Origin of the sequence: Schaalia sp. (genome assembly GCF_050312375.1) — a bacterium.
Lineage (GTDB): Bacteria > Actinomycetota > Actinomycetes > Actinomycetales > Actinomycetaceae > Pauljensenia > Pauljensenia hyovaginalis.
Map to the genome: position 1 here is coordinate 1 of NZ_JBNOYB010000098.1, position 16,945 is coordinate 16,945.

Consider the following 16,945-nt stretch of genomic DNA (forward strand, 5'->3'; position numbering starts at 1 on the left):
TCTCTGGGCCGGAGGCTGCTCCGGCCCGCGCTTCGTCTCACCACTCGACGGCGCTGGGATCCCATTTCCAGTTCGTGAATTCGGCCGTGATCGGCTCGGTCCAGAAGCGGCCCTTGACACCGGTGGTCTCATCGGTGTGGAGGAGCCAGCCGTTCTCCTCCGGGGAGTGGACGATGAATTGGACCGTGTAGGTCCCGGCGTCCAGCTTGGGGAGGTTGAGGCCGTAGTGGGGGCCGTCGGAGGCGTTCATCGGCATGAAGGTTCCTTCGAGGACGGCTTTGCCGTCCTCGCCGAGGATCTTGTACTCGACGGTGAGTCCGGGGATGAAGTCGCCGACGCCGTAGCCGAGGTCATTGCCTTCGACGGCGGAGATGTCCGCCTCGATGTGCATCGAGGCCTCCGAGGCCGGGGTCTGGATCTGGGGGTCCATGTCGACCGGCTGGAAGTAGACGCCCGAGATCTTCAGGGGGCCCGAGAAGACGTCATCGCCGAGGGGGAATTCGTCGAATCCGGCGTCCTCGCCGGGGGCTGCGGCCTCCGCCGGGGCGGACTGCATCGATTCGGCGGGTTTGGAGGATGTGGAGGAGGAGCAGGCCGAGAGGCCCGCCATCAGGGCGAGGGCGCCGACGAGGGCGCCGACGCGCGTGAATGAGCGCTTCATGAATCGTTCTCCGTGTCGGTGTGCGGGATCGACGGTTCGTCACTTCGCGAGGGCGTCGCGGCGTTGACGACGCGATCCCCAGAAGTACAGGCCGACGATGATGGCGAGAACCAGGGCCTGTCCGGCGAGGTTCTCCACTCTGGGGTAGATCCCCAAGAGGTCAATGGTCGGGAAGCCGTCCAGGTGGGTGAGCGGGAGGACGTCGGCTTCCTGAAGTTCTTTGATCCCCGAGCCCGTGAAGGTGAAGGCCATGAGGGCCAGGAGGAGCGAGGTGACGGTGAAGAAGGGGCGCAGGGGGATGCGCAGGGCCGCGAATTGGATGAGCAGGTAGACGAGGATGAGGACCGCCGCTCCGACCGCGAGGCCGATCCAGACGTATCCGACGGCCTCGTCCGCATTGGAGATGACCGGGATGTAGAAGAGGATCGTTTCGGCTCCTTCGCGCAGGACCGCGAGGAAGGCGATGAAGGCGAGTCCGAAGAGGGAGCCCTTGCTCAGGGAGGCGTCGGTCTGCTCTTTGATGTAGCGGTCCCAGGCTTGGCTCGAGGACTTGCTGATCATCCAGTTCGAGACCCAGATGAGCATGGCGACGGCGAAGAGGGCCGCGACGCCCTCGAGGAGCTCCTGGTTCGCCCCGGCGAGCTGCGAGAAGGTGGAGAAGAGCACGGCGAGGAGGGCCGAGGCGAGGAGGGCGAGGGCGACTCCCGCCCACACGATCGGGCTCTTGTCCTTGTGCCCGGCCCGGCCGAGGTAGGCGAGGATCGCGGCGACGACGAGGATCGCCTCCATCCCCTCTCGGAGGATGACGAGGAGGGAGGGGAGGAAGCCGGAGAGCCAGGGCGAGCCGCTCGAGGTGTCCTCCGAGGGCCCGTCGAGGGCCTTCGCGTCTTCGCTGAGGTAGGTCTTGAGGATCTGCGTGTGCTCGGCCACCGCGGCGTCGTCGTGATCGGTCATCGCCTTCTTGATGAGGGAGAACTCCATCTCGACGGCCGATACCCGCTCGCCCGAGATTCGCGCCATCACCTGCTTCTCGAAGCCGAGGGTCTCGTAGCGCCGGTAGTAGGCGGTGTTGACCCCGTCTTTGCCGGCCTCGGCGTCCCCGGAGAGATAGGCCTGTTCGGCCTGGTCGAGGATCTGCCCCATTTCGGCGGCGACCTCTTCCCAGGTCGATGCGGAGCCCTCGGCGCGCGCGGGCGAGGGGAGGAAGAGGAGGAGGGCGAGGGAGGCGAGGAGCAGCAGGAGGGCTCTGGCGCCCTTTGTCGTCCGTGCGATCGGGCGGGCATTGCCTCTCACTTCATTCTCTCCTTCGCGCGGGGCATCGGGCTGGAAGGCGCACGATGCCGCTGTGGATGATGGGCGCGATCAGCGGGCCGAAACGCGCGCGTACAGTTTATACTCATTTTAGTAAGGCGCAACTAAGTTAATTGACCGCCCCCTTGGCGCGGCTCAGGCGGTGCAGTCCGCGGCTCACGGCGCCCGCCCCGAAGGGCGCGCGTCAGGCGCTCAGCGCACCGTCCTCCATCGTGAGCACGCGATCAGCGAAGGGCAGGGCCTCGTCCTCGTGCGAGACGAGGAGGACGGCCGCTCCCGCATCCGCCGCTCGGCGGATCGCCTCGAGGACGACCCGCGCATTCGCGCTGTCGAGCCCCGCCGTCGGCTCATCGGCCAGGAGCGTTTCAGGCCCCAGGAGCAGCGCCCTGGCCACCGCCGCGCGCCTCAGCTCCCCGCCGGAGAGCTCCGTGGGCGCCGAATCCGCGAGCGGCGCGATGCCGAGTTCATCGAGAAGCTCCTCCGCCCTCGCCCTCGCCGCCTCCCCGCCCCGGATGATCGAGGGGAGCATGACGTTCTCGAGGACGGACAGGCTGCGCAGGGCGGAGTTGCCCTGGGGGATCACGCCGATGCGCTCATTGCGCAGACGCGACAGGGATCGCTCATCGAGGGCGTACAGGTCCTCCTCCCCGAGGAGGACACGGCCCGAAGTCGGAACGAGCATCCCGGCGAGCATCGCGAGCAGGGTGCTCTTCCCGCTGCCCGAACGCCCCCGGACCACCACCAGTTCCGAGGGGGCCAGTTCGAGGTCGAGGGGGTGCACGGCGGTGAAGAGCTCTCCCCTCCTGCCGGCCCGCCGATAGTCCTTCCTCAGCTCCTGAGCCCTCATGACCATCTCATTCCCCTTCCTTCAAGACGAGGCCCGAATCGGCCCGCGCGATGCGGCGGGTCGCGAGCAATGCCGAGGCGAGAGCCGCGACCAGCACCGAGGCGAGGCAGACCAGGCTCCAGACCGCCACGAGCGGCGCGGAGGGCAGCACGAGCGCAGCCCCGAAGGACTGGCCGAGCAGGGCGCGGAAGGCCACGATCACGCCCCCCGACAGGCAGATCCCCGCCGCGGCCCCCAGCAGGCCGATCAGCACCGCCTCGGTCACGACCACCCTCGACACCGCCGCCCTATCGGCCCCCAGTGTCTTCAAGAGCGCGAACTCCCGCGAGCGCTCATTGATCATCGCGGAGAAGAGGAGGAGGGTCATCACCAGAGCGATCACCCACACGAGGACGACGAAGGCGCCGATGGCGCGCGAGGTCGAGGCGAGAGTCGACTCGACCCCTTTGACCATGTCCTTCGCGGTCGCGACGCTCACCCCGGGCGTCGAGCGCCTGATCCGATCCGCGACCTCCTCGATGTCCTGCCCTTCTTCGACGTCGACCATCACCGAGGAGATCACCTGCTCCGGGTCGACCTCCCCGTACTTGTTCAGCCCCTTGTCGACGGAGGAGGCCGTGAGGACCCTGGCCGTGTCGAAGTCCGTGTAGACCGCGTTGTCCAGGGTGGAGCCCGTCGGCGCGAAGCGGCCGACGACCTTGAGCCGCTGGCCGTAGATCCGGAACTCCTCGCCCTCGGCGACTGCGACGTTCGCCCCTACGACGACCTCCATGGCGCCGATCATCGGCGCCCCCTCGTCCGCGATCCAGGGGCGGATGACGAAGTCGGTCTTGGGGTCGAAGGCGATGACCTGATAGCGGCCCGAGCAGCAGCTCGACCTCGCAGAGGCGAGGAAGAGCTGCGGGCTGGCCGCCGCCACGCCCTCGACGCGCACGACCTCGTCGCGGACCGCGGCGTCCATGTAGAAGTAGGCCGGTTCGGCCTCGATGAGGAACTTCTGGGCGTCGAACTCCCGAGCGGCCTCGGCGGGGGTGACGAGGATGTCCGCGCCGAGGCGGGATTCGACGGTTTCGAGCCCCTGGCGCAGGCTCTGCACGAGAAGCGCTCCCCCGAAGGTCGCGACCGCCATGAGCATGGCGAAGAGCAGGAGGGAGCCCGTCCGCACCGGGTGGGCGCGCAGGTTCCTCCCGGGCAGGCTCGACATCGTCAGCATGATTCCCCCTGTTCCTAGATCGCGAGGAGCATTTGCGCGTCCGCCGCGCGCATCGCCCTCCTCAGGGCGAAGCGCGCGCTCGCCCAGCCGACGAGAAGCGAGGCTGCGAAGGCCCCGAGGAGCGGAAGCGGCATCGCGGAGGGGCTGAGCGCCTCTGCGCGGACGGGGCCGTTGATGCGGGCGAGGAGGAGCCAGGAGATGAGGATCCCCGCCCCGCTCCCGATCGTCTGGAGAACGAGGAGTTCTGCGAGCATGATCCTCCTGACGGTCGCTTCCGGGGCCCCGACGACCCTCCATATGTGCACTTCCCCGCGCCTTTCGTTCAGCATCACCGACTGCGCGGCGCCGAGGGCCGCGAGGAGGATGAGCCAGGCGGCGACTCCCAGAACGGCGATCCCCGCGGAATGCGCCCCGAGGGCGCCCGCCGTGTCGACCAGGAGCGTCTCGGAATGGACGGCCGTCACCTTGCGGATGTAGAGATTGATCCAGTTCGCGACGGATTCGACCTTGGACTTGTCCCCGACCCGGATGGTCGCCACCGAGTAGTCCTTGAGGGGGTCGAGGCCCTCGATCCCCTCCGCCCCGTATTGCGGGGCCCGCGCGAGGAGGCCGTCGAGCATGCTGAGCGGCACGAACACCGAGTCGTCGTACTCCCCGCCCGTGCGGGCGAGTCGGGCCGCGATCGGGAGCTCCTCCCCGAAGAGCTCGAGGCCGCTCGAAGCGGGAGCCCCCACCGATGATCCGAGGATGACTCCCCCGGCCGCATCGGCCCCCTCCTCCAGCCAGGGGGTGATGACGAAGTCGGTTTCGGGTTCGTAGCCGATGATCCATTTCGGCCCCTCTTCCCCGGGGTTCGGCACCGAGATGTGGATCTGGTGGGAGATCGCGTCGATCTCGTCGTTCTGCGCAAGGAGGGCGAGGCCCGAGCGGTCCCGGTAGTACTGCACGGGGCTTCCCAACATGTTCACGCAAGCGCCGTCGAGCTGGAGGAAGCCGGCTGAGGGGTAGACGAGGACGTCTGCGCCCAGGCGCTGCTCGGCGCGGAGCAGCTCGTGCCCGACCCCCTGGACGAGGAGGAGGGCGACGAGGGCGCAGGCGGCTTGAAGGAGGGCGAGGAAGAGGAGGAAGGCGCTCCTGCCGGGACGGGCGAGAATGCTCTTGAGCGGCACTCTTCGCAAGAAGGCGGCCGATCTCATCGTTCTTCGCCTCCCCGCTGGGGATCCAGCCACAATGCGGGTCGGACCGCGTACACCGCGTCGACGTTGGCGCCGGGCGCGTAGGGCGCGCCGCTCCTGTCGACGAATTGAGCGGTGAATCCGTAGTTGCCCCGGGAGCGCAGCCACCAGTCGGCGCGGCCGTCCTCGTCGAGGGGCAGGGCCGGGTCCTTCGCGGCTTCGGCGATGCGGGCGGCTCCGGTGAGTTCGCGTTCCACGTCATCGCTCAGGTAGACATCGGCCTCGGTCCTGCTGAGGGCGAAGACGAGATCCCCGCTCGGGGCCTTCTCGTCAGGGGCCTCCTCCTGGCGCGCTCCCGCGTCGTCAGCGGCATCGCCCGGGACGAGGAGCGCGCGCTGGGGGCCGGTGAAGGCGGCGGCGAGGAAGTCGGAGTTCATCCATTCCCGCAGATCGCTCGTCTCCCATGAGACCTCCTGGAAGGGGACGGGGTGGTAGGGGCGGGCGGCGATGGAGTCGAGGGCGAGGAGGAGAAGGCGCCCTTCGATCCTGTCGAGGACGATCCAACGAAGGGGCTCGGGACCGTTCGCGGGGTCGCCGTCCTGCTCGAAGGAGCCGAAGGTGACGAGGTCGCCCTTCACCGCGCTTCGCAGGGCCAGGGCGGGATCGTCTTCGAGGAGTTCCCGGGCGCGCTCGGAGGCGTCGGAGTATCCCCCGAGGCCGCTGAGGATCGAGTAAGCGCTCCGGGTGTCACCGGATTGCGCCAGTCGCAGGGCGTTCCGGTACTCTTCGCCCCTGCGATGCTCGCGGACGACGAGGAGCGTTGCGACCGAGACGAGGATCAGGACGATGACGATCGCCAGCCTGCCCGCCCTCGTCCCCGGAGTCGGGGAGCGGCGAGGGGGATCGGCCGGCGATTCGCGGTCTTCAGGAGTCAATCCGCTTCGCCTTGAAGGAGGGGACGAGGGCGAGGAGCCCGGAGAGGGCGACGAGGGAGCTCATCACTCGGGTGAAGGGCTGGAACACCGTGTAGCAGCGCATCGTGCGCATCATGCACATGGGGCACAGGCCGCCGGGGATGAAGAAGAGGAGGATCGAGGCGAGGACGCCGAGGATCTGCATCGCGATCCGCATGGCCCTGTTGCGGACGAAGGCGCCCGCCCCGAAGACGGCGGCGACTCCGACGGCGCCGACGACGACCGAGTTCTGGCACTGGTGGCAGTGCATCCACGTCCCGTCCTCGCGACGATCGCAGGCGGAGAAGGCCGTGGAGGCGCCGAGGGCGAGCGCCAGGCCGAGCGCCGCAGGAATTAGCGCGGGGATGAGCGTTTTCTTCGTCACGAGAGGGGCTCCTTTTCGAGAAGGTTCACCACCAGCAAGATGAACCAAATATAGATAAGGCCATCCTTATCTAATTGTCAATCCGCAGCCTCCCAGGACGGAGAACGGGCCGCACCCATCACGAAAATGCGCCGAAGGTCCCCCTTTCTGTGGCGCAGGAGCTCCCGATGGGATTATCCTGAGCCGTCTTCATCCGCAACGACGCGAGGAACCCCATGCTCACCAGTGCATTCACTCCATCTGTGACCGCTGTCGCCGGCTCTCTCCCGCTGAGCGCCCTTTTCGGCCTCCTCCCGCTGCTCGTCTTCTTCGTCATGCTCGGCGTCTTCAAGATCCCGACGCACTGGTGCGCCCTCGGATCCCTCGGCGTCGCGCTCCTCATCGCGGCCCTCGGCTTCCGCATGCCCTTCGGACTCGCCCTCCTTTCGGCGACCCAGGGCGCGGCATTCGGCCTCCTCGTCATCTGCTTCATCGTCGTCGCCGCCGTCTGGCTCTACAACCTGTCGGAGGCATCGGGGCGCGGCGATGACGTCCGGGCGATCTTCTCGCGCGTCGGAAAGGGCGACCTGCGCATCCAGGCGCTCCTCATCGCCACCGCCTTCTGCGCTCTCATGGAGGGCCTCGCGGGCTTCGGCGCCCCCGTCGCCATCACCTGCGCGATGCTCTTCGCCCTCGGCCTCGAACCGCTCAAGGCCGCGCTCGTCACGATGGTCGCCAACTCGATCCACGTCGCCTTCGGCGCGATGGCGATCCCGATGATCACGACCGCCCGACTCGGCGGCGCCGAAACCTCCCTCCTCACCTCGACCGGCGCGCGCATCACCCCGCTCTTCCTCATCTGGCTCCCGCTGGTCCTCCTCGCCATGCTCGACGGCAAACGGGCCGTGAAGCAGCTCTGGCCCGTCGGACTCGTCTCCGGCGCCGGCATGGCGGCGGGCCACTTCCTCACCGCGCATTTCGTCTCCTACGAACTCACGGCCGTCGTCGGCGCGCTCCTGTCTTTCGCGCTCGTCGCACTCCTCCTCATGTTCTGGTCACCCTCGACCCCGCAGGACCAGCTCACCACCTCTCAGGGCGAGTCGCTGGGCGCCGGACGCGTCCTTCTCGCGCTCCTGCCCTACTGGTTCGTCGTCCTCGTCTTCGCGACCGCGAAGCTCTGGCGGATCGGCTTCGACCTGCCCGCCGCGCTCAAGGCCACCGATCTCAAGATCCCCTGGCCCGGCCTCGACGGCCGGCTCCTCACCCCGGCGGGCGAGACCTCGGGCGACACGGTCCTGTCGATCTCGACCCTCGCCTCGCCCGGTACGATGCTCGTCCTCGCGTCCCTCGTCGTGACGATCGTCTATGCTCTGAATTCCTCCGGCGGCCGCTTCCCCTTCAGCGTGTCCAAGGGCATTGCGACCCTCGGAAGCACGGTGATCGGACTGCGCATGGCGATCCTCACGATCACGACGGTCATGGCGCTCGCCTACACGATGAATTTCTCCGGGCAGACCGTCGCCATCGGCACCGCGCTGGCCGCGACCGGCACCGCCTTCGCCTTCTTCGCGCCCATTCTCGGATGGATCGGCACCGCGGTCACGGGTTCGGCGACCTCCGCGGGAGCGCTTTTCGCCTCGCTCCATTCCACGGTCGCCGCCCAGACCGGCCTCAGCCCGCAGCTCCTCCTCTCGGTCAATGAGATCGGCGGCGGCATCGGCAAGATCGTGAGCCCGCAGAACCTCGCCATCGCGGCGACCGCGGTGAAGCAAGAGGGCCTCGAGCCCGAGCTCCTGCGTCGCGCCGCCCCCTATTCGATCGGCCTCGTGCTCCTCCTGTCGATCCTCACGACGCTCGCCTCCGTCGGAGTGCTCGGCTTCCTCATCGCAAGCTGAGCCTCCCGCTCCCCCACCCGCCCCGCGAAAGCATCACTTTCACGCACCGAAAGCATCACTTTCACGCACCGAAAGCATCACGTTGATGCGCCGAGATCATCACCTTGGCGCACCGAAAGCATCACGTTGGCGCGCCGAGAGCATGGTGAGTTCAAGCGGTGAGTGCATCACCTTTGTCGGTGAGTAATGTTGCATGACTTCGACGCAGAAAGGTGATGACCTCGGCGAATAAAGGTGATGACCTCGGCGGGGAGGGGGTTTCGATGCCGTGTGCCTCCGTTGCTTGACCCCGGAGGTGCCCAAGAAGGGGCGTGACGCTTCGCTGAGGGCTTGTCGGGCACCTTTGGGGGATACTCTCGCGCTCAGGCGGTGCTCGCTCAAGCGGGTTCACGCTCACGCAGGGTTGCACCATGCGGAAGATCGCCCTCGACGCCCTCACGCGCTGTTCGCCCACGCGAGGCTCGCCCTCAAGAAGCGCTCGCGTCTACGGGGACTCGACGACAAACGGGTGTGCCCCGGGCCTTGGCCCGGGGCGCACCCGCGTAATACGGCTTCAGAGCCGCCCGATCACATCACGATCAGGCCTCCGGAGAATCGGCCAGCACCGAGGCGCGACCGGCCTCGAGACGCGCCACCGGCACGCGGAAGGGCGAGCAGGACACGTAATCGAGGCCCACCTCGTGGAAGAAGTGGATCGACGAGGGATCGCCTCCGTGCTCGCCGCAGACGCCGAGCTTGATGCCGGGCTTCGTCGAACGCGCACGAGTCACGCCCTCCTTGACCAGGGTGCCGACGCCGTGGACGTCGATCGACTCGAAGGGCGAGACGCCGAAGATGCCCGCCTCGATGTACTCGGGGAAGAAGACGCCTTCAACATCGTCACGCGAGAAGCCCCAGACGGTCTGGGTGAGGTCATTCGTGCCGAAGGAGAAGAAGTCGGCCTCCTCCGCAAGATCCTCCGCAGTCATCGCGGCGCGCGGGAGCTCGATCATCGCGCCGATGGTGACACCGGACAGATCGACGCCCTGATCCGCTGCGACCTCGGCGATGATCGCCTCGCCCTCTTCACGGATGAGCTGGAGCTCGCGGACGGAGCCGACGAGGGGGACCATGATCTCCGGCTTCGGGTCCAGGCCGCGCGCGACGAGCTCAGCGGCGGCCTCGCACAGGGCGCGCATCTGCAGGGCGAAGAGGCCCGGCAGGTAGATGCCCAGACGAACGCCGCGCAGACCGAGCATCGGGTTCTGCTCGTGGAAGCGACGGACCTCGGCGAGCATGCGCTCATCCGCAGGATCCGCCCCGCCGGTGGCCTTCGCGACGGCGACCTTCACCTCGAGCTCGGCGAGCGCCGGGAGGAACTCGTGGAGCGGCGGGTCGATGAGGCGCACGGTCATCGACTTGCCGTCCATGACCTCCAGCATCTCGAGGAAGTCCTGCTTCTGCAGCTTCTCGAGCTCGCCGAAGGCGGCGCGGCGCTCCTCCGAGTCGGGCTCGGAGAGGATCGCGCGCTCGACGAGCGGGCGGCGCGAACCGAGGAACATGTGCTCGGTGCGGCACAGGCCGATGCCCTCGGCGCCGAACTCGATGGAGCGGCGCGAGTCGGTCGGCGTGTCGGCGTTCGCGCGAACGCGAAGCCTGCGGACCTTGTCGGCGTGCGTGAGGATCTTGTCGACGGCCTTGACGAGCTCCTGAGTGCCCTCGTCGGATCCGGCAGCGATGAGACCGGCTTCGAGGCCGTGCGACAGGTAGGTGGTGACGGGCGAGTCGGTGACGGGGACGTCTCCGATGAAGATCTCGCCGGTCTGGCCGTCGATCGCGATGATGTCATCGGAGGAGAGGACGCGGTCGCCGATCACCAGCGTGCGGGCTTCGGCGTCGATCTCCAGGGCCTCAGCACCGCAGACGCAGGTCTTGCCCATGCCGCGGGCGACGACCGCGGCGTGGGAGGTCTTGCCGCCGCGCGCCGTGAGAACGCCCTCGGCGGCGACCATGCCGGGAAGGTCATCCGGGTTCGTCTCACGACGGACGAGGACGCACTTCACGCCCTCGGCGACGAAGGCCTCGGCCTGAGCGTTGTCGAAGGCGATCTTGCCGACGGCCGCGCCCGGGGAGGCGGCCATGCCGCGCGCGACGAGTTCCTTCTCGGCCTTGGCGTCGAACTGGGGGAACATGAGCTGGGTGAGCTGATCGCCGGTGACGCGGGTGAGGGCCTCGTCGCGCGTGATGAGCTTCTCCTCGACCAGCTGGGTCGCGATGCGGAATGCGGCGGCGGCGGTGCGCTTGCCGACGCGGGTCTGGAGCATCCAGAGCTTGCCGCGCTCGATGGTGAATTCGATGTCGCACATGTCGCGGTAGTGCGTCTCGAGCTTGCGCATGATGCCGCGCAGCTTGTCGTAGGAGGCCTTGTCGATGTTCTCGAGGTCGGCGAGCGAGAGGGTGTTGCGAATACCGGCGACGACGTCCTCGCCCTGGGCGTTCTCGAGGTAGTCGCCGTAGACGCCGGAGTGGCCCGAAGAGGGGTCGCGGGTGAAGCAGACGCCCGTGCCCGAGCCCTCGCCCATGTTGCCGAAGACCATGGTGCAGATGTTGACGGCGGTGCCGAGGTCGTGGGGGATGCGCTCACGACGGCGGTAGATGCGGGCGCGCTCAGTGTTCCACGAGCGGAAGACCGCCTCGATCGCCATGTCCATCTGGGCGCGAGGATCCTGCGGGAAGTCCATGCCCTTCTGCTCGGCGACGATCTTCTTGAAGGTCACGACGAGGCCCTTGAGGTCCTCGGCGGTGAGCTCAGTGTCGCCCTTGACGCCGCGTTCGGCCTTGAGGGAGTCGAGGGCGTCGGAGAAGAGATCGCCCTCGATGTCGAGGACGGTCTTGCCGAACATCTGGATGAGTCGGCGGTAGGAGTCCCAGGCGAAGCGCTCATTGCCCGAGATCTTCGCGAGGCCGAGAACCGACTGGTCGTTGAGGCCGATGTTGAGGACCGTCTCCATCATGCCCGGCATCGAGAACTTCGCGCCCGAGCGCACCGAGACGAGGAGGGGGTTGTAGGGGTCGCCGAGGTGGCGCTCCATCATGTCTTCAACGCGGCGCAGCGCCGTGGTGACCTCGGTTGCGAGGGATTCCGGAACGACCGAATCCTTGAGGTAGGCGCGGCACGCCTCGGTCGTGATGGTGAATCCGGGGGGAACGGGAAGGCCGAGCTTCGTCATCTCGGCGAGGTTCGCTCCCTTGCCTCCGAGCAAGTCCTTCATGGACTTGTCGCCCTCGGAGAAGTCGTACACGTACTTGACCATCGAGGCCCTCAACTTCCGTAATCTCGTGAGTCGGCCCTCCATCGGGCCGCTAGCCGAAGGATAGCAAGAAAGGGACCTAAGTCACCAAAAAATTGTCAATCTGCATTTTTGCATTTGTTACGAGAGGAGAGTCGTCTCCCCGCACAGCGGTGCGGTGCGATGCGATGCGATGCGATGAACGGTCCCGCTCGACGCCCTCCGATGCGAGCCGCGATACGCGCACGATCCCGGCGCTCCTCGGTGCGCGCACGGGCTCAAACCGCCCATGCACGGGGACGGCGCACCCCGAATCCGGGATGCGCCGCTCCTCAAGGGGCCTTCGTCTAGGGCCGCTCCTCGGAGGTTCCCTCGACGGGAGGAAGGTTCTCGGGGGGAAGCTGGGCAGCCCCGGGCGCCGCCTGCCCCCAGACCTGCTGGGCCTCGGAGGCCGATTCCTGTCCACCCGGTTGAGGCATCTGCTGGCCGGGCTGAGGCATCTGCTGGCCGGGCGCCCCGGCCTGGGGCGCCTGCCCCGGGAGCTGCGATTGGTCGACCGGCATCTGCCCCTGCACGGGCGCCTGCTGCTGGGGCTGACCCCACGCGGGCTGCGCCTGGCCCCACCCCTGAGACGGCATCTGCCCCTGCGCGGGCATCTGCTGCGGCTGACCCCAACCCTGCGGAGGAACCTGCTGCTGCGCTTGCCCCCAACCATGCGGCGGCATCTGCTGCGCCTGGCCCCACCCCTGCGGCGGCATCTGTCCCTGCGCGGGCATCTGCTGCGGCTGACCCCACGCGGGCTGCGCCTGCCCCCAGCCTTGGGGCGGCATCTGCTGGGGCTGGCCCCACCCCTGCGGCGGCATTTGGCCCTGCGAGGGCATCTGCTGCTGTTGCTGCCACTGCTGCTGTTGCATCTGCTGCTGGTTCGACTGCGAAGCGGCCTGCATGAAGCCGCCGCCCGCCTGCATGCCCATTCCCATGCCCATGAAGGCGATTCCGGCCCCGGCCTCGTTCGAACCGGCGGCCTCCATGCCGCGGGCGACCGCCCCCTGGACGTAGCCCTCGCGGACCGAGGGGTCGGAGAGCATCGCGCCCTGGTTGCGCATATCGATGAGCTTGCGGGACTCGTCGTCGTAGGAGATCGAGGCGATGCCGACCGACTGGATCTCCATGCCGCGGCCGAGGAGCCAGTCGTCGTCGAGGGTGTCGCGCATGTACTTCGAGAGCTCGCGCATCTTCGAGGCGACCTGGGAAATGCGGATCCCGTCGACGCTCATCTGATTGATCGAGGTCTGGAGCGCTTCGAGGAACTCCGACATGTACTGCTCTTTGATGTCGTCGATGTGCACGCGGATCGCGTCCCTGGGGATCGCCTGCTGGTAGAACAGGATCGGGTCGGCGATGCGGATCGAGAAGGTGCCGTGGCAGCGCAGGAAGAGTTCGGCGTTGTAGAAGGTGTCGAAGTAGTTGAGGGCGTTCGGCGTGCCGAACTTGATGCCCTTGATCTCCTGGAGGTTGACGTAGAAGATCTGCTGCTTCTGGGGGGTTCCGCCCCCGAACTTGAAGCGCTCCCACGAATCCATGAGCGTCCCCTTGAGGTCGCCCGAGAAGATCGTCGGCAGGCCCGCGTGGTTGACGCTGTACACGCCGGGCTGGGCCGAGAAGTCGGAGATCCTGCCGCCGTCGGTGAGGATCATCGCCTGATTGTCGTAGACGTGGATGACCGAACCGTTCGTCACGACGTCGTCGGTGCCCCTGCGGTTCGTGTTCCGGCGATCGTCTGCGCGAAGCTTCGCGCCCTTGGTGAAGACGATCCCCTCCCCCATACCGACGGCCTCGAAAGCGTCGAGATACTGATCGCCGAGATTCCCGCCGATGGCGGCTCCGGCTGCCTGGATGAGTCCCATGACCGCGACCTTCCATGTTGAGCTTCAGATCCCCGCCCGCGAGCCCATCGCCCGCGAGCCTGATTCATCGTCGCAAAGCGGGCGCCCTTTCGACACTGCCAAAAGGGTGATCCATCGGTGCGCCTCCCACCTCTTGGGGTCTTCGCCGCCACGGCGCCCGCCGATAGCGTGGCGATTGCATACGGGGATGTCCGAGGCGGGTGCGAAGACGCGGCCCCTTGCGAGAATCGGGAGGAACGAGGCATGAGCGACATCCAGTACAAGTGCCCATCGTGCTCGGCGCCGATCGAATTCGATCCGACGAGCGGCCGTATGGTGTGCGCCTTCTGCGGTTCGCGCCACGAGGTCGAAACGGTCGAGCGTTTCAACGCGGCGCCCTCGGCCCCCGCTCCGGGCGCCGGAGCAGCCGGGCAGGGAATGCCGGGGATGGCCCGGGGGACCGATGCGGCGCCCGACGCCCCCGCTCCGGGCAGCCGCGAGGCCGGCAACGCGTGGCGCGAATCGACGCCCGCGTACGTCGACCGGGGCGAGATCCCGCAGATGCAGACGCTCGTCTGCAATTCCTGCGGAGCCGAGATCGTCGCCGATCCGACGACCATCTCCACGCGCTGCGGCTTCTGCAACAACACCTTCGTCGCCTCCGAGCGCATCCGCAATACGCGCATCCCGGACTTCATCATCCCCTTCGCCATCGACAAGGCGGGCATGCTCGACTCCTTCAAGAAGGCGACGCGCGGGAAGTTCCTGCTCCCGAAGGAATTCAGGGACAGGCACACCCTCGAGGAGGCGACCGGCGCCTACATCCCGTACTGGTATCACGACGGCACGACCTCGGGAACGATCGTCTACACCGCCGAGAACACCCGCACCTGGTCCGATAACGAATACGACTACACCGAGACGGACATCTACGAGGTGACGCGGGAGGTGAGCGCCGCCTTCACCGGTATCCCGGTCTGCGCCACGACGAAACTCGGCCCGAAGCGCTCCGAGGGCGTCGAGCCCTTCTCCCTGGAGGAGTCGAAGCCCTTCGCCACCCCGTACCTGTCGGGGTATGCGGCGACCGCCTACGACATCGAAGCCCGGGCGACGATCGCGCGCGCCGACGAACGCGTCAAGGCGACCGTCTCCTCGCTCGTGAGCGCTTCGGTCACGGGCTACAGCTCCGTGCGGCAGAGATCGGCGATGCTGAGCAGTGAGCATTCGGCGATCTGGTACGCCCTTCTGCCCGTGTGGCTGATCGTCATCGCCTACAACGGGAAGACCTACCCCTTCGCGATCAACGGCCAGACGGGCGAGGTGGTGGGTTCCTTCCCGATCAGCCAGGGGAAGTTGAGGGCCCTCCAGGTGGCGTTCGCGGCCTTCTTCTTCATCGTCTTCGGCGCCATCGCCTGGTTGGTCCTGGGCTGGTTGGACCTGTGAGAAAGGTGCCCATCATGAATCCCACAATGAGCTCTCCAACCGAGGCGCATCGGACCGCGCGCCTTGCAGCACTGGTCTTCGTCGCCTTCTGCCTCCTTCTGGCCGCGCCGCTCGGCGCGAAGGCTTCGACCCGTCACGTGGTCGACGAGGTCGACTTCATCTCGGATGCGACCGAGGCCGAGCTCGAGGCCGAGATCGCGCGGATCTCGAAGACCTACGGTCAGGACGTCGTCATCCTCTACCGGAATCTCAATGAGGGCGAGAGCCCCATGGCCGTCGCCGACGACTACTTCGATTACGAGGGTTACGGTCTGGGGGCAGAGCGCTCGGGCGTCCTCCTCCTCGTTTCGCCCTCGACCCGGGACTGGTGGATCTCGACGCGCGGCGAATCGATCCCCACTTTCACGGACAAGGGCATCAAGGCCCTCGGCGAGATCCTCACCGAGCCCCTGGGCGATGACGAGTGGGAGCAGGCGGCCCGCACCTACGTCGCGCAGACGGAGCGCTACATGGAGGCCGCCCGGAAGGGCGCGCCGATCACGAGCGCCCCGAAGACTTGGAAGGATCGGCTCACCCAGTGGGGCGGAGCGCTCGCCGTCGGGGTCCTGGGCGGCTTCGGGGCGGGGCGCGGACTCGTGCGGAGCCTCTTCGTCTCGAAGATGAAGAACGAGGGCCTCGAACCCGCGGCCTCCTCGTACGTGCGTTCCGATGCCCTTCAGATCATCGGCGGTTCGGACGTGTTCATCACGACGAATACCACCCGGACGGCGAGGCCGGAGAGCAGTTCGGAGAGCAGTTCGGGGTCCTCGACCCATACCTCCTCCTCCGGAGCCACGCACGGCGGTGGCGGCGGCAAGTTCTGAACGCGCCCGGATGGACGAGGGCGGACGGCTCAACCTGATACGACACGATGACGGGAGACGATCATGGGACTCTTCGATGCGAAGATGTGCGAACTGTGCGGCGAGAAGGCGGGGATGCTGACGAAGCTCAAGCTCTCCGAGGGCTTCCTGTGCTCGAAGTGCAAGAAGAAGCTGTCGGGCTTCTCGAGCGGCTGGTCGGCCAGGACGATCTCGGATGTGAATGCTCATCTCCAGGCCCGCGAGGCGAATAGGGCGATCTACTCGTCCTTCGTCCCCGACATGTCGGCGGGACCCGATCAGCTGTTCAGGGTCGACTCGCGGCAGGGGGCTTTCGTATTCGCCTTCGGGAAGGACTGGACCGAGGGGAATCCGACTGTTTTCGGCCTGAACTCCTTGATGAGCGTGAAGATCGTCCCCGCTTTCGACGTGTTCCAGGAGGATGCGGATGACGACGGGGTCCCCGACCGTTTCGATCGGACTCCGGGAACGGCGCAGACCGCTCAGGGGTTCGCGGGCAGCGCGATTGCGCAGTCCATGGGCTTGGGCCAGGGGAGTTTCGATGCGGTTGCCCTTCAGAACCTCGTCATGTCCTCCGGGATGACGGGTGCGGTGGAGATCGGCACGGACTCGCGGGATATGCACGGTTTCCCCAGGGAGGTCCGCTCCTTCGTCCTGAAGTTCACCATGAACGATCCTTACGTCCAGCAGGTGACGTGGAACTCGATGAGCGTCGACGGTAAGCCGACGATGGCGATGCAGGTGTTCCAGCAGTGCGCGGAGGTTGTGGGTCTCGTTCAGCGCTTGAAGGGGATGCCCGCGCCGCAGGCCGGTTTCGCTCAGCCCGCTTTCGGCCAGCCGGGTTTCGTTCAGCAGCCGAACGCCTTCCCCCAGCAACCGGGCTTCACCCAGCCCGGGGCGTACCCCCAGCAGCCCGGCTTCACCCAGCCCGGGGCGTACCCCCAGCAGCCCGGCTTCACCCAGCCCGGGGCGTACCCCCAGCAGCCCGGCTTCACCCAGCCCGGGGCGTACCCCCAGCAGCCCGGCTTCACCCAGCCCGGGGAGTTG

At 67.3% G+C, this 16,945-nt stretch carries 13 protein-coding genes; 4 read left to right on the plus strand and 9 right to left on the minus strand.

What is annotated here, in order from left to right; translation table 11 throughout:
* Window positions 1-37 precede the first annotated feature (37 nt).
* The 7 genes from ACQY7V_RS07500 to ACQY7V_RS07530 all read right to left on the minus strand — a co-directional run bounded on the left by ACQY7V_RS07500 (window position 38) and on the right by ACQY7V_RS07530 (window position 6,545).
* The gene (locus ACQY7V_RS07500) at window positions 38-661 is read right to left on the minus strand and encodes an iron transporter (RefSeq protein WP_154475219.1); all 624 of its coding nucleotides are present in this window, start codon (window positions 659-661) and stop codon (window positions 38-40) included.
* 39 nt (window positions 662-700) lie between these two features.
* The gene (locus tag ACQY7V_RS07505) at window positions 701-1,954 is read right to left on the minus strand and encodes an FTR1 family protein (RefSeq protein WP_320836057.1); all 1,254 of its coding nucleotides are present in this window, start codon (window positions 1,952-1,954) and stop codon (window positions 701-703) included.
* 202 nt (window positions 1,955-2,156) lie between these two features.
* Window positions 2,157-2,825, minus strand: a complete 669-nt coding sequence (locus ACQY7V_RS07510) for an ABC transporter ATP-binding protein (protein ID WP_320836058.1) — start codon at window positions 2,823-2,825, stop codon at window positions 2,157-2,159.
* A gap of 1 nt (window position 2,826) precedes the next feature.
* Window positions 2,827-4,032, minus strand: coding sequence for an ABC transporter permease (locus ACQY7V_RS07515; RefSeq protein ID WP_428639615.1), 1,206 nt, complete (start codon window positions 4,030-4,032; stop codon window positions 2,827-2,829).
* A gap of 14 nt (window positions 4,033-4,046) precedes the next feature.
* Window positions 4,047-5,228, minus strand: coding sequence for an FtsX-like permease family protein (locus ACQY7V_RS07520; RefSeq protein ID WP_154475222.1), 1,182 nt, complete (start codon window positions 5,226-5,228; stop codon window positions 4,047-4,049).
* Window positions 5,225-6,142, minus strand: coding sequence for a DUF6273 domain-containing protein (locus ACQY7V_RS07525; protein ID WP_428639616.1), 918 nt, complete (start codon window positions 6,140-6,142; stop codon window positions 5,225-5,227). Before ACQY7V_RS07525 ends, ACQY7V_RS07520 begins: the two co-directional genes overlap by 4 nt.
* Complete coding sequence (locus ACQY7V_RS07530) at window positions 6,132-6,545, minus strand: DUF4418 family protein (protein WP_428639618.1); 414 nt, start codon at window positions 6,543-6,545, stop codon at window positions 6,132-6,134. Before ACQY7V_RS07530 ends, ACQY7V_RS07525 begins: the two co-directional genes overlap by 11 nt.
* A 215-nt stretch (window positions 6,546-6,760) precedes the next feature.
* Here ACQY7V_RS07530 and ACQY7V_RS07535 point away from each other — a divergent pair, with 215 nt between their 5' ends.
* Complete coding sequence (locus tag ACQY7V_RS07535; protein ID WP_154475224.1) at window positions 6,761-8,419, plus strand: L-lactate permease; 1,659 nt, start codon at window positions 6,761-6,763, stop codon at window positions 8,417-8,419.
* Window positions 8,420-8,997: 578 nt separating this feature from the next.
* Here the strand turns inward: ACQY7V_RS07535 and ppdK are convergent.
* The gene (gene ppdK / locus ACQY7V_RS07540) at window positions 8,998-11,712 is read right to left on the minus strand and encodes a pyruvate, phosphate dikinase (protein WP_303772902.1); all 2,715 of its coding nucleotides are present in this window, start codon (window positions 11,710-11,712) and stop codon (window positions 8,998-9,000) included.
* A 323-nt stretch (window positions 11,713-12,035) separates the two neighbouring features.
* Complete coding sequence (locus ACQY7V_RS07545) at window positions 12,036-13,595, minus strand: SPFH domain-containing protein (RefSeq protein WP_428639620.1); 1,560 nt, start codon at window positions 13,593-13,595, stop codon at window positions 12,036-12,038.
* Window positions 13,596-13,838: 243 nt separating this feature from the next.
* Here ACQY7V_RS07545 and ACQY7V_RS07550 point away from each other — a divergent pair, with 243 nt between their 5' ends.
* The 3 genes from ACQY7V_RS07550 to ACQY7V_RS07560 form a co-directional block, all read left to right on the plus strand.
* Window positions 13,839-15,017, plus strand: coding sequence for a TFIIB-type zinc ribbon-containing protein (locus tag ACQY7V_RS07550; protein WP_303772904.1), 1,179 nt, complete (start codon window positions 13,839-13,841; stop codon window positions 15,015-15,017).
* A 26-nt stretch (window positions 15,018-15,043) separates the two neighbouring features.
* The gene (locus ACQY7V_RS07555) at window positions 15,044-15,880 is read left to right on the plus strand and encodes a TPM domain-containing protein (protein ID WP_303772905.1); all 837 of its coding nucleotides are present in this window, start codon (window positions 15,044-15,046) and stop codon (window positions 15,878-15,880) included.
* Window positions 15,881-15,943: 63 nt separating this feature from the next.
* Window positions 15,944-16,945 (plus strand): DUF4428 domain-containing protein (locus ACQY7V_RS07560; RefSeq protein ID WP_428639622.1); only part of this gene is annotated, 1,002 nt, incomplete at its 3' end.

What these genes read in the sequence shown, in the direction of transcription:
- ACQY7V_RS07500 (WP_154475219.1), bottom strand. Translation starts at nt 661, where the DNA reads ATGAAGCGCTCATTCACGCGCGTCGGCGCCCTCGTCGGCGCCCTCGCC.
- ACQY7V_RS07510 (WP_320836058.1), bottom strand. Translation starts at nt 2,825, where the DNA reads ATGGTCATGAGGGCTCAGGAGCTGAGGAAGGACTATCGGCGGGCCGGC.
- ACQY7V_RS07515 (WP_428639615.1), bottom strand. Translation starts at nt 4,032, where the DNA reads ATGCTGACGATGTCGAGCCTGCCCGGGAGGAACCTGCGCGCCCACCCG.
- ACQY7V_RS07520 (WP_154475222.1), bottom strand. Translation starts at nt 5,228, where the DNA reads ATGAGATCGGCCGCCTTCTTGCGAAGAGTGCCGCTCAAGAGCATTCTC.
- ACQY7V_RS07535 (WP_154475224.1), top strand. Translation starts at nt 6,761, where the DNA reads ATGCTCACCAGTGCATTCACTCCATCTGTGACCGCTGTCGCCGGCTCT.
- ppdK (WP_303772902.1), bottom strand. Translation starts at nt 11,712, where the DNA reads ATGGTCAAGTACGTGTACGACTTCTCCGAGGGCGACAAGTCCATGAAG.
- ACQY7V_RS07545 (WP_428639620.1), bottom strand. Translation starts at nt 13,595, where the DNA reads ATGGGACTCATCCAGGCAGCCGGAGCCGCCATCGGCGGGAATCTCGGC.
- ACQY7V_RS07550 (WP_303772904.1), top strand. Translation starts at nt 13,839, where the DNA reads ATGAGCGACATCCAGTACAAGTGCCCATCGTGCTCGGCGCCGATCGAA.
- ACQY7V_RS07555 (WP_303772905.1), top strand. Translation starts at nt 15,044, where the DNA reads ATGAGCTCTCCAACCGAGGCGCATCGGACCGCGCGCCTTGCAGCACTG.